Origin of the sequence: Streptococcus mitis, from assembly GCF_002096855.1 — a bacterium.
Lineage (GTDB): Bacteria > Bacillota > Bacilli > Lactobacillales > Streptococcaceae > Streptococcus > Streptococcus mitis_Y.
Genome location: NZ_NCVH01000029.1, coordinates 94,718 through 107,032 on the forward strand (window position 1 = coordinate 94,718; position 12,315 = coordinate 107,032).

Sequence of the window (12,315 nt, forward strand, 5' to 3'; positions counted from 1 at the left end):
TATGATTAACAATGTTGTACTTGTAGGGCGTATGACACGTGACGCTGAGTTACGTTATACCCCATCAAATGTAGCAGTTGCGACTTTTACTCTTGCAGTAAACCGTACATTTAAGAGTCAAAATGGTGAACGTGAGGCTGATTTTATCAATGTCGTTATGTGGCGCCAACAGGCTGAAAACCTTGCTAACTGGGCTAAAAAAGGCTCACTTATCGGGGTGACAGGTCGTATCCAGACTCGTAGTTACGATAACCAGCAAGGACAACGTGTCTACGTGACAGAGGTCGTGGCTGAGAATTTCCAAATGTTGGAAAGCCGTAGTGTGCGTGAGGGTCACACAGGTGGAGCTTATTCTGCACCAACTGCAAACTATTCAGCGCCTACAAATTCAGTACCAGACTTTTCACGTGATGAAAATCCATTTGGAGCAACGAATCCTTTGGATATTTCAGATGATGATTTACCATTCTAATGGACAACTAAAATTATAAAGGAGAAAAAACATGGCTCAACAACGTCGTGGCGGATTCAAACGCCGTAAAAAAGTTGATTACATCGCAGCAAACAAAATTGAATATGTTGATTACAAAGATACTGAGCTTCTTAGCCGTTTCGTTTCAGAACGTGGGAAAATCCTTCCTCGTCGTGTAACAGGAACTTCAGCTAAAAACCAACGTAAAGTAACAACAGCTATCAAACGCGCTCGCGTAATGGCTTTGATGCCTTTCGTAAACGAAGATTAAAAAAGAGGTCCGGGTGGACCTCTTTTTCACGAGCCTTGAAATGAGAGAGCGAGTTGGGTCCGGGTGGACCTCTTTTTCAGACCCGGTTGGGTCTTTTTTTTTACGAGATAGTTTTTTTCTGACCTTGGCGTGCTATAATGGTAATAGAAAGAGTAAAGGTGGGTAAGTCAAAGATGAATTGTACGATTAGAAATATGATTAAGTCTGATATTGAATCCTTATCTCATGGATTTATCAATCAAGGTTGGCCTGGTAGAGAGGAAATTTTGGTTAGATATTTTCTGGAACAGGAAAGTGGGGAGAGAGGAGTCTTAGTTGCAGAGATTGATGGTGTTGTAGCGGGTTACGTTACCATTTTGCCCTCTGCTAAACATGGTCCTTTTGCAGAAGTCTATCCAGAATTATCAGATTTTAATGTGTTTGAGCATTTTCGAAATCAAGGGATTGGGAATCAACTGCTAGAAGAAGCAGAAAAACGAGTCAAGTTTGTTTCGAGTAAGGTCACTCTTGGTGTAGGTTTGCACTTAGGCTATGGCCCTGCCCAGAGATTGTATATCAGACGGGGCTACATTCCAGATGGGACAGGTGTCTGGTATAGAAATAAACCGCTAGAAATGGGTGCAAGTTGTCAAAATGATGATGATTTAGTTTTATACTTATTCAAGGACTTACAATAAAACTGAAAACTTTTTGAAAATAGGGGATTTAGCTACTTTATGGTATAATGGAAAGAGTTAGATTGAAAGAGGTAGTGAGATGGATGCCAAATTAAGATATAAGGCAAAGAAAATCAAGATTGTCTTTTTTGATATTGATGATACCTTGCGAAATTCCAAGACTGGTTTTATTCCGTCTTCAATCCCAACTGTTTTTAAGCAATTACGTGAGAAAGGAATCTTGACAGGTATTGCTTCTGGACGAGGGATTTTTGGTGTCGTTCCAGAGATTCGTGAGCTCAAGCCTGACTTTTTTGTAACCTTAAATGGTGCCTATATTGAAGATAAAAAAGGTCAGGTCATTTATCAGCATCAGATTGAGAAGTCAGATGTTGAGGAGTATATCTCTTGGGCCAAGCAAGAGGGAATTGAGTATGGCTTGGTTGGGAGTCATGATGCCAAGTTGTCGACTCGCACCGATATGATTAGTGAGGCTATCAATCCAATTTATCCCGACTTAGATGTAGATCCAGATTTCCATGAAAAAGAAGATATCTATCAGATGTGGACTTTTGAAGATAAGGGAGATGACTTGCACTTGCCTGATAGTCTCTCAGACAAACTCCGCATGGTTCGTTGGCATGAGCATTCGTCTGATATTGTTCCGATTTCAGGCTCCAAAGCGACGGGTGTGGAAAAGGTTGTGGAACACCTTGGCTTGAAACCAGAGAACGTCATGGTTTTTGGAGATGGGCTGAATGACTTGGAACTCTTTGATTATGCTGGAATCAGCGTTGCAATGGGAATTTCTCATGATAACATCAAAGAAAAAGCAGATTATATTACAAAAACATTAGAAGAAGATGGCATTTTTGATGCCTTAGAAGGATTTGGTATGGTAGAAAAAGAATTGCATTTCCCACAAGTAGACATTGAAACAGTAGAAGGTCCTATCGCGACTATTAAGACCAATCACGGAGACTTGCGTATCAAGCTTTTCCCTGAACATGCTCCTAAAACAGTGGCTAACTTTGTAGCTCTTTCAAAAGATGGTTACTATGATGGTGTCATTTTCCACCGTATTATCAAGGACTTTATGATTCAAGGTGGAGACCCAACTGGAACTGGTATGGGTGGCGAGTCAATCTACGGCGAATCATTTGAGGATGAATTCTCAGAAGAACTTTACAATATCCGTGGTGCCCTTTCCATGGCCAATGCTGGTCCAAATACCAACGGTAGCCAGTTCTTTATCGTGCAAAATCAACATTTGCCTTATTCTAAGAAAGAAATTGCTCGTGGTGGTTGGCCAGAACCGATCGCAGAAATCTATGCCAACCAAGGTGGGACCCCTCACCTAGACCGCCGTCATACTGTTTTTGGTCAGCTAGCTGATGAAGCTTCTTACGCTGTCTTGGACGCTATTGCTGCTGTTGAGACAGGAGCTATGGATAAGCCAGTTGAAGATGTCGTGATTGAAACAATTGAAATCGAGGACTAAGATGAAAATCGGTGATAAGCTAAAGGGCCGTATTACAGGGATTCAGCCCTATGGTGCCTTTGTTGAGCTAGAGACGGGTGATACGGGGCTGATTCACATTTCAGAGATTCGTACAGGCTTTATTGAAAATATCCAAGAAGCCTTGAAAGTCGATGAAGAGGTTCAAGTTCAAGTAGTGGATTTAGATGAATTTACAGGGAAAGCTAGTCTTTCTATCCGCACTTTGGAGGAAGAAAAGCACCAGTTTCCGAGACGGAGACGCTTTTCAAGCGACCGTTTTAACTACGGCTTCGCTCCTCTCAAACGAATGATGCCAATTTGGACCAAGGAAGCCCTTCAACATTTGAAGAATCAGAAGCACTAGTTAGAAATTTCTATCTTTTGTAATGTTAATATAAATTTGCTATAATAGGACCATGGAAGAAGAACAATTATTAAAATCAGGAGAGCGCATTAACCAGCTCTTTTCGACAGATATTAAAATCATTCAAAATAGAGAGGTTTTTAGCTATTCGGTGGATAGTGTTCTCTTGTCACGTTTTCCACGTTTTCCTAAGAAGGGCTTGATAGTGGATTTCTGCGCTGGAAATGGAGCAGTGGGGCTATTTGCTAGCACTCGGACTCAGGCACAGATTTTGGCTGTTGAGATTCAGGAGCGTTTGGCGGATATGGCTGAACGCTCTGTCCGTTTGAATGGTTTAGAAGAGCAGATGGAGGTCATCTGTGATGATTTGAAAAATATGCCTGCTTACATTCAGGGAAGTAAGGTGGATATGATTTTGTGTAATCCACCCTATTTCAAGGTGGATCCTCATTCAAACCTGAACGAGAGCGAACATTATCTCTTGGCTCGCCACGAAATCACGACTAATTTGGAAGAAATCTGTCGTAGTGCCCAAAGTATTCTCAAATCCAATGGACGCTTGGCCATGGTTCATCGTCCTGATCGACTTTTAGATATCTTGGATACGTTACAACGGCATAATCTAGCTCCCAAGCGCCTGCAGTTTGTTTATCCAAAAAGAGAAAAGGAAGCCAATATGCTTTTGATTGAGGCTATCAAGGATGGCTCGACAAGTGGCTTTAAGGTCTTGCCACCTCTCATTGTCCACAATGATGATGGCTCTTATACGCCGGAACTTGAAGAGATTTATTATGGATCATAAGGCTTATATGTACGTGCTGGAGTGTCGTGATGGATCCTACTATACAGGTTATACGACTGATGTGAGAAGACGCCTCGCTGTCCACAATAGTGGGAAGGGAGCCAAGTATACCCGAGCTCGCTTGCCAGTCAAACTCATCTATGTAGAGGGTTTTGCCACTAAGGAAGAAGCCATGTCTGCCGAAGCTCTCCTCAAACGAAAGAAACGTCCACAGAAAGAACGATTTTTATCTGAAAATCAAGAGAAAAATCTAGTCAACCATATTGATGTCTAACGAGGAGTCCTTTGACTCCTCTTGCTTTTGTCAAAAAGCGAAAAAAATGCTACAATAAAGAGAATAAACAAAATGAGGTATTATCATGTCTAAGATTCTAGTATTTGGTCACCAAAATCCAGACTCAGATGCCATTGGGTCATCTGTAGCCTTTGCCTACCTTGCAAAAGAAGCTTACGGTTTGGATACGGAAGCTGTTGCCCTTGGAACTCCAAATGAAGAAACAGCCTTTGTCTTGAACTATTTTGGTGTGGAAGCACCGCGTGTTATCACTTCTGCCAAAGCAGAAGGTGCAGAGCAAGTTATCCTGACTGACCACAATGAATTCCAACAATCTGTATCAGATATCGCTGAAGTAGAAGTTTATGGTGTTGTAGACCACCACCGTGTGGCTAACTTTGAAACTGCAAGCCCACTTTACATGCGTTTGGAGCCAGTTGGGTCAGCGTCTTCAATCGTTTACCGTATGTTCAAAGAACATGGTGTAGCTGTTCCTAAAGAAATCGCTGGTTTGATGCTTTCAGGTTTGATTTCAGATACTCTTCTTTTGAAATCACCAACAACACATCCAACAGATACAGTCATTGCTCCTGAATTAGCTGAATTGGCTGGTGTCAACTTGGAAGAATATGGTTTGGCTATGTTGAAAGCTGGTACAAACTTGGCCAGCAAATCTGCTGACGAATTGATTGACATTGATGCTAAGACTTTTGAATTGAACGGAAATAATGTCCGTGTTGCCCAAGTAAACACAGTTGATATCGCTGAAGTTTTGGAACGTCAAGCAGAAATCGAAGCTGCAATGCAAGCTGCTAACACAGCAAACGGCTACTCTGACTTTGTCTTGATGATTACAGATATCGTCAACTCAAACTCAGAAATCCTAGCACTTGGTGCTAACATGGACAAGGTCGAAGCGGCCTTCAACTTCAAACTTAAAAACAATCATGCCTTCCTTGCTGGTGCCGTTTCACGTAAGAAACAAGTGGTGCCTCAATTGACTGAAAGCTTTAATGCGTAAGATTTTGAGTGTTAATTCAAATTAGGAAAGGCTAGTTTGAATTATATCGAAAGGAGTTTCGGCTCCTTTTTTTCTAGGAGTGAAGCATGTTAGAAAATGGCGATTTGATTTTTGTGAGAGATGAGTCAGATATGGGACAGGCCATTCAGATTTCCACAGGCAACTATAACCATGTTGCCATTTATTTGGATGGGATGATTTACCACGCTAGTGGACAGGCTGGTGTTGTCTATCAAGAACCGGCAGACTTCTTTGAGCCCAATCACTTGTACGACCTCTATGTTTACTCAGAAATGGATATCCAGTCTGTGAAGGAAAAAGCTTGCAAACATCTGGGAGCTCCTTATAATGCTTCTTTCTATCCAGATGAAGCTGGTTTCTACTGTTCCCAGTACATGGCAGAAATTCTCCCCATTTTTGAAACTATTCCCATGAAATTTGGAGATGTGGAGCAGGAGATTAGTGATTTTTGGAGAGAGTATTACAGAGAACTAGGTCTGCCTGTTCCTCTGAACCAAGCTGGGACCAATCCCAGTCAGTTGGCAGCATCGCCTCTGTTAGTATGTAAAGAAAGGAATCTTCATGATTCAGATTTTTAATCCATCTCGTTTGACGAGACAGCCATTTTTTGGAGAATTAATCCGCTATCTGGACCAGCATGAGGATGTGATTTTACGGGAAATTAAGGCCAATTTTCCAGATGTATCAGTTGACAAACTCATGGAAGAGTATATAAAGGCAGGCTTGATTCTACGGGAAAATAAGCGTTATTACCTTAATCTTCCTATGCTTGAATCACTCGATAGTCTCGAACTGGATCAAGAGATTTTTGTCTGCGAAGATAGTACAATCTATCAAGCCTTGTTAGAGCAGAGTTTTGAGACAGAATTACGAAATCAAACCAATGCAGCTATTTTAGTTGAAAAGACGGACTTTGCGAGATCAAAAATGACCCTGTCTAATTATTTCTACAAGGTCAAACATCAGTATCCTTTGACAGAAAAACAGCAGGAACTCTATGACATTTTGGGAGATGTCAATCCTGAGTATGTCCTCAAATATATGACAACTTTTTTGCTAAAATTTCTCAAAAAAGATCAATTAATTCAGAAACGCCGTGATATCTTCGTTGAGAGTCTAGTCGTCTTGGGTTATGTTGTGCAAAACAAAGAAGGGAAGTATGAGTTGGCTGTTGATTTCGACAAGGAACGGTTGACTTTCTATTTACCTTAATTGCTTTATTTTGAGCAGATTGTTTGACTTTACTAAAGAATAAGCATAAACTAAATGTAAGCGATAACGTTTATCGTATTAAAAGCAAAGGAGACAGAACTATGTCACTTGAAAATAAATTGGATCAAGCAACTGGTGCTATCAAAGAAGGATTTGGTAAAGTTACTGGGGATGGCAAGACTGAAGCAGAAGGCGCTGTAGAAAAGACAGTTGCCAAAGCCAAAGAAGTTGTTGAAGATGCTAAAGGTGCTGTAGAAGGTGCCGTTGAAGGTCTTAAAAACTCATTTAAGAAAGAAGACTAAAAAAAATCAAGGGAAAACTTCCCTTGATTTTTTGATTTTATAGATAACGTTCTGCGACAGTTGCATCTCCAGGATAGGCTTCTTTCACTCCATTGACGATCTGGTAGCAATCAGCTCCCTTACCTGCAATAATCACAGCATCGAGTGCTTGGTCTGTGATGGCCAATGCTGCTTGGATGGCTTGTTCGCGATCGGTAATCTTTTCAACAGGATGACTGATATAGCTACTGATTTCTTCAGCAATGGCCATTGGATTTTCATAGTTGGGGTCATCCGCAGTTAGAAAGACTTGAATCTCAGGATGTTGATTGAGGAGGAGACCAAAGTCTTTGCGACGACTTTCCCCCTTGTTTCCTGTAGAGCCAAGAACCAGAGCGATTTTCCCAGTTTGATGAGTTTCAACCACATTGATGAGTTTTTTCAGACTGTCCCCGTTGTGGGCATAGTCGATGAAAACCTTGGCTCCATTTTTCTGTGTGAGGACTTCCATACGACCAGGAACGCGGGTTGCAGCGATTCCTTTTTTGATGTCCTCAAGACTAGCTCCAAGACGGAGGCAGGCAAGTCCTGCAGCAACGGCATTTTCTTGGTTGAAGTGTCCAATCAACTGGATATCATAATCTCCAGCAAGTTTACCAGTGGCTGAAAAGCTAAAGGCTTTGGAGTTCTCGATTTGGTTGTCTGACTTACTACCATAGAAATCATGGTCTTGATGTTCAACTTGTTCTTTCAGTACAGAAAAGTGGTCCATGTCGCTATTAATGACAACTGCTCGGCTATTTTTCATCAAGAGACGTTTGTGGTAGAAGTAGTCTTCAAAAGTCGGATGCTCAATTGGTCCGATGTGATCAGGTGTGATGTTAAGAAAGACACCTACATCAAAGGTCAGGCCATAGACTCGATGAACAAGATAGGCTTGGCTAGAAACTTCCATTACAAGATGGGTTCGACCATTCTTAACAGCCTGAGCCATCATGTCAAAAAGATCGATATTTTCAGGTGTTGAGAAGGAAGATTTAAAGAAGGTCTCGCCATCCAGAGTTGTGTTCATGGTTGACAAGAGAGCTGTTGGGTAGCGTTGAGATAGAATGTGGTATGCAAAGTAAGCAGATGTTGTCTTTCCTTTGGTTCCTGTGAAAGCGAGAATTTTGAGTTTCTCTTGTGGATTACCGTAAAATTCCATAGCAATCAAACTCATGGCTTTCTTGATATCGTTCACAACGATGACAGGGATACCGACCTCGTAGTCCTTTTCTGCGACATACCAAGCTAATCCTTGCGTTATAGCGGATAGGAGGTATTCTTTTTTAAAGGCAGCACCTTTTGCAAAAAAAAGAGTCCCTTCTTTTATTTTTCGGCTGTCATAACTGATGCTATCAAAAACAACTTCACTGTAGTTGTAGTGGTAATGACCTTGGTCAATAATCTCGCGAAAAAGGCCATCTTTCTTTAAAATACCTAATACGGTTTCAATCTTAATCATACTTTCTATTATAAACTTCAAGCCCGAATTTTACAAGTAACAAGGAAAAGTTTATAATGGAAGATAAGGAACTTTTCCTAGTTATCAAAATTGAATGAGGAAGCTATGTCTAACGAAAACAATCACCAGCAAGCCCAGATGTTGCGAGGAACTGCTTGGCTAACAGCTAGTAACTTTATTAGTCGCCTCCTTGGTGCTATCTACATTATTCCCTGGTATATCTGGATGGGGACCTATGCTGCCAAGGCAAATGGACTCTTTACTATGGGCTACAATATTTACGCCTGGTTCTTGCTGATTTCGACAGCGGGTATCCCAGTTGCGGTCGCCAAACAAGTGGCTAAGTACAATACCATGCGAGAAGAAGAGCATAGCTTTGCCTTGATTCGGAGTTTTCTAAGCTTTATGACGGGCTTGGGCTTAGTCTTTGCTTTGGTCTTGTATCTCTTTTCTCCCTGGTTAGCAGATTTGTCAGGTGTAGGGAAAGACCTGATTCCTATCATGCAGAGCTTAGCTTGGGCAGTCTTGATTTTCCCATCTATGAGTGTCATCCGAGGTTTCTTCCAAGGGATGAATAACCTGAAACCCTATGCTATGAGTCAAATCGCCGAGCAGGTGATCCGTGTTATCTGGATGTTGCTAGCGACCTTTATCATTATGAAGCTCGGTTCAGGAGATTATCTAGCAGCGGTTACCCAATCCACCTTTGCAGCCTTTGTGGGGATGGTGGCAAGTTTTGCAGTTTTGATCTACTTCCTTGCTCAAGAAGGTTTGCTTAAAAGAGTTTTTGAAACACGGGATAAAATCAATAGTAAGCGACTCTTAGTCGATACGATCAAGGAAGCCATTCCCTTTATCCTGACAGGATCAGCCATCCAGCTCTTCCAGATTTTAGACCAGATGACCTTTATCAATAGTATGAAGTGGTTTACCAACTATAGTAATGAAGACTTGGTTGTCATGTTTTCTTATTTCTCTGCCAATCCTAATAAAATTACTATGATTTTAATCTCTGTAGGAGTTTCGATTGGGAGTGTCGGTTTGCCGCTGTTGACGGAAAACTATGTAAAAGGCGACTTGCAGGCGGCGGCTCGCCTAGTCCAAGATAGTCTTACCATGCTCTTCTTATTTCTACTGCCGGCAACGGTTGGAGTGGTCATGGTAGGGGAGCCTCTTTATACAGTTTTTTACGGTAAGCCAGATAGTCTGGCCATGGGCTTATTTGTCTTTGCAGTTTTGCAGTCTACTATCCTAGGCTTGTATATGGTCTTGTCTCCTATGCTTCAGGCCATGTTCCGAAACCGCAAGGCAGTTCTATACTTTGTCTATGGTTCCATTGCTAAGATCGTCTTGCAATTGCCAACCATTGCCATTTTCCACAGCTACGGTCCTTTGATTTCAACGACTATCGGCTTGATTATTCCAAATGTCTTGATGTACCGAGACATCTGCCAGGTAACGGGTGCTCGTCGAAAGATAATCTTGAAGCGAACCATTTTGATTACCATCTTGACCCTTGTTATGTTTATCCTAGTTGGCTTCTTGCAGTGGCTACTCGGTTTTGTCTTCCAACCAAGTGGACGTTTCTGGAGTTTCCTTTATGTGGCTCTCATCGGAGGGCTTGGAGGAGGGCTTTATGGTTTGATGAGCCTACGGACACGACTCTTGGACAAGATAATCGGCAAAGCTCAAGCAGATCGACTACGTACACGATTGAAAATATCGTAAAAAGATTTATAAATAAAAGTAATGAATTTAACCTTTCTTTAATAGAAAGGTTTTTATACTACATTTTTCTTAAAAAAGAGAACTTTTTCTAAAATTAAGAGCAAAAAATATGCTTTTTTAAGTTTTTCTTCAGAAATTGCTTGACTAAATAAAACTAAAGCTGTATAATAAGGCAAAACTTTTAAACAGGAGGTTCTGGAAATGAAAAAGTCTAAGGCCAAGTATCTGACACTAGCAAGTGTCGTGTTAAGCGCAGGTATCTTACTGAGCGCATGTGGAAACTCAAGTAGTTCTTCTAAAACATATAACTATGTTTATTCGAGCGATCCATCTAGTTTGAACTATCTTGCAGAAAACCGTGCAACAACCAACGACATCGTTACTAATTTGGTAGATGGATTGATGGAAAATGACCAATACGGTAACTATGTTCCATCGTTGGCAGAGGATTGGACTGTTTCTCAGGACGGTTTGACCTATACTTACAAATTGCGTAAGGATGCAAAATGGTATACCTATGAGGGTGAAGAATACGCCCCTGTAACGGCGCAAGATTTTGTCACTGGGTTGAAATATGCTGCTGATAAAAAATCCGAAGCCTTGTACCTGGTTCAAGACTCTGTAGCAGGTTTGGATGACTATATCAACGGGAAAACAACTGACTTTTCAACTGTCGGTGTTAAGGCGATTGACGACCAAACAGTTCAGTATACTTTGACACGTCCAGAACCTTATTGGAATTCTAAAACAACTTCAACCATTCTCTTCCCTGTCAATGCAGACTTCCTGAAATCAAAAGGGGATGACTTTGGTAAGGTAGACCCTTCTAGTATTTTGTACAATGGACCTTTCTTAATGAAATCGTTTGTTTCAAAATCTGTTATCGAATTCAAGAAAAATCCCAACTACTGGGATGAAAAAAATGTCTTTGTGGATGATGTGAAATTGGCCTATTATGATGGTAGTGACCAAGATGCACTAGCACGTAACTTTGTAGAAGGAGTCTATAGCTACGCGCGTCTCTACCCAAATAGCTCAAGCTTTGAAGGAATTAAAGAAAAGAATAAGGACAATATCATCTATAGCTTGCAAGATGCTACTTCTTACTTCTTAAACTTTAACCTAGATAGAAAATCTTATAAATTCACTTCCAAAACAAGTGATGCTGAGAAGAAATCGACTCAAGAAGCAGTTCTTAATAAAAACTTCCGTCAAGCCATTAATTTTGCCTATGACCGTACAGCTTACGGGGCTCAATCTCAAGGAGAAGAGGGGGCAACTAAGATTTTGCGTAACCTCGTCGTTCCTCCAAACTTCGTAAGTATCAACGGGAAAGACTTTGGTGAAGTAGTAGCCTCTAAGATGGTGAATTATGGTAAAGAATGGCAAGGAATCAACTTTGCGGATGCCCAGGATCCATACTATAATCCTGAAAAAGCCAAGGCTAAATTTGCAGAAGCTAAGAAAGAACTCCAAGCTAAAGGAATTCAATTCCCTATCCACTTAGATAAAACAGTAGATTTGACGAATAAGGCAGAGATTCAAGGAATTAATTCCATGAAACAATCAATTGAATCTGTCTTGGGTTCAGATAATGTTGTGATTGATGTTCACCAACTCTCTACTGAGGACTTTGATAATACAAGCTATCTGGCTCAAACTGCTGCTCAGAAAGATTATGATCTTTACAACGGTGGTTGGAGTGCAGATTATCAAGACCCTTCAACCTATCTTGATGTCTTTAATGTTAATTCTGGTGGTTTGATGCAAAATCTAGGTTTAGAGCCAGGTGAAGCCAATGACAAGGCCAAGGCTGTTGGATTGGATGTCTACACTCAAATGTTGGAAGAAGCCAATAAGGAGCAAGATCCAGCTAAACGTTATGAGAAATATGCTGATGCTCAAGCTTGGTTAGTAGATAGCTCTCTAGCAATTCCAAATGTTTCACTAGGCGGAACACCAACATTGAGAAAAATTGTTCCTTTCTCAACACCATATTCATTAGCTGGTAATAAAGGTATCGAATCATATAAATATCTCAAAGTACAAGATAAAACAGTCACAAAAGATGAATATGAAAAAGCCAAAGAAAAATGGCTGAAAGAAAAAGAAGAATCCAATAAAAAAGCCCAAGAAGAATTGGCAAAACATGTCAAATAAGGATTTTTCAAGAAAAACGATGGTTTCGAAGGAAACTGTCGTTTTTTA

The 12,315-nt window shown here is 40.8% G+C and carries 14 protein-coding genes; 13 read left to right on the forward strand and 1 reads right to left on the reverse strand.

Going from position 1 to position 12,315, the window contains the following annotated elements; translation table 11 throughout:
• Window position 1: 1 nt before the first annotated feature.
• The 11 genes from ssbA (at window position 2) to B7698_RS03855 (ending at window position 6,896) form a co-directional block, all read left to right on the forward strand.
• Entirely contained in the window at window positions 2-472 is a 471-nt protein-coding gene (gene ssbA, locus B7698_RS03805) for a single-stranded DNA-binding protein SsbA (protein ID WP_000609606.1), read from the forward strand.
• Window positions 473-503: 31 nt separating this feature from the next.
• The gene (gene rpsR / locus B7698_RS03810) at window positions 504-743 is read left to right on the forward strand and encodes a 30S ribosomal protein S18 (protein WP_000068664.1); all 240 of its coding nucleotides are present in this window, start codon (window positions 504-506) and stop codon (window positions 741-743) included.
• A 173-nt stretch (window positions 744-916) separates the two neighbouring features.
• The gene (locus tag B7698_RS03815) at window positions 917-1,420 is read left to right on the forward strand and encodes a GNAT family N-acetyltransferase (protein ID WP_084864690.1); all 504 of its coding nucleotides are present in this window, start codon (window positions 917-919) and stop codon (window positions 1,418-1,420) included.
• A 79-nt stretch (window positions 1,421-1,499) separates the two neighbouring features.
• The gene (locus tag B7698_RS03820; RefSeq protein WP_084864691.1) at window positions 1,500-2,900 is read left to right on the forward strand and encodes a bifunctional Cof-type HAD-IIB family hydrolase/peptidylprolyl isomerase; all 1,401 of its coding nucleotides are present in this window, start codon (window positions 1,500-1,502) and stop codon (window positions 2,898-2,900) included.
• Window position 2,901: 1 nt separating this feature from the next.
• Window positions 2,902-3,264 carry a S1 RNA-binding domain-containing protein gene (locus tag B7698_RS03825; RefSeq protein ID WP_000689605.1) on the forward strand — a complete coding sequence of 121 codons (363 nt, stop codon included), beginning with the start codon at window positions 2,902-2,904 and terminating at the stop codon, window positions 3,262-3,264.
• Window positions 3,265-3,316: 52 nt separating this feature from the next.
• Window positions 3,317-4,066 carry a tRNA1(Val) (adenine(37)-N6)-methyltransferase gene (locus tag B7698_RS03830; protein ID WP_084864692.1) on the forward strand — a complete coding sequence of 250 codons (750 nt, stop codon included), beginning with the start codon at window positions 3,317-3,319 and terminating at the stop codon, window positions 4,064-4,066.
• Window positions 4,056-4,340 (forward strand): GIY-YIG nuclease family protein, encoded by a 285-nt coding sequence (locus tag B7698_RS03835; RefSeq protein WP_084864693.1) that lies wholly within the window; start codon window positions 4,056-4,058, stop codon window positions 4,338-4,340. The genes B7698_RS03830 and B7698_RS03835 overlap by 11 nt, the downstream gene beginning before the upstream one ends.
• 85 nt (window positions 4,341-4,425) lie before the next feature.
• Window positions 4,426-5,361: a manganese-dependent inorganic pyrophosphatase gene (locus B7698_RS03840; RefSeq protein WP_084864694.1), complete on the forward strand. Its 936-nt coding sequence runs from the start codon at window positions 4,426-4,428 to the stop codon at window positions 5,359-5,361.
• Window positions 5,362-5,447: 86 nt separating this feature from the next.
• Window positions 5,448-5,960 (forward strand): YiiX/YebB-like N1pC/P60 family cysteine hydrolase, encoded by a 513-nt coding sequence (locus B7698_RS03845; protein ID WP_084864695.1) that lies wholly within the window; start codon window positions 5,448-5,450, stop codon window positions 5,958-5,960.
• Complete coding sequence (locus tag B7698_RS03850) at window positions 5,944-6,594, forward strand: DUF1803 domain-containing protein (protein ID WP_084864696.1); 651 nt, start codon at window positions 5,944-5,946, stop codon at window positions 6,592-6,594. The genes B7698_RS03845 and B7698_RS03850 overlap by 17 nt, the downstream gene beginning before the upstream one ends.
• 101 nt (window positions 6,595-6,695) lie before the next feature.
• Complete coding sequence (locus B7698_RS03855; protein WP_084864697.1) at window positions 6,696-6,896, forward strand: CsbD family protein; 201 nt, start codon at window positions 6,696-6,698, stop codon at window positions 6,894-6,896.
• A gap of 37 nt (window positions 6,897-6,933) precedes the next feature.
• On the opposite strand, the gene B7698_RS03860 is transcribed toward B7698_RS03855, so the two are convergent.
• Entirely contained in the window at window positions 6,934-8,379 is a 1,446-nt protein-coding gene (locus tag B7698_RS03860) for a UDP-N-acetylmuramoyl-L-alanyl-D-glutamate--L-lysine ligase (RefSeq protein ID WP_084864698.1), read from the reverse strand.
• Between the two features lie 105 nt (window positions 8,380-8,484).
• On the opposite strand from B7698_RS03860, the gene B7698_RS03865 reads away from it, so the two are divergent.
• Both B7698_RS03865 and B7698_RS03870 read left to right on the forward strand, forming a co-directional pair.
• Entirely contained in the window at window positions 8,485-10,107 is a 1,623-nt protein-coding gene (locus B7698_RS03865) for a putative polysaccharide biosynthesis protein (RefSeq protein ID WP_084864699.1), read from the forward strand.
• Between the two features lie 201 nt (window positions 10,108-10,308).
• The gene (locus B7698_RS03870; RefSeq protein ID WP_084864700.1) at window positions 10,309-12,267 is read left to right on the forward strand and encodes a peptide ABC transporter substrate-binding protein; all 1,959 of its coding nucleotides are present in this window, start codon (window positions 10,309-10,311) and stop codon (window positions 12,265-12,267) included.
• Window positions 12,268-12,315: the final 48 nt, after the last annotated feature.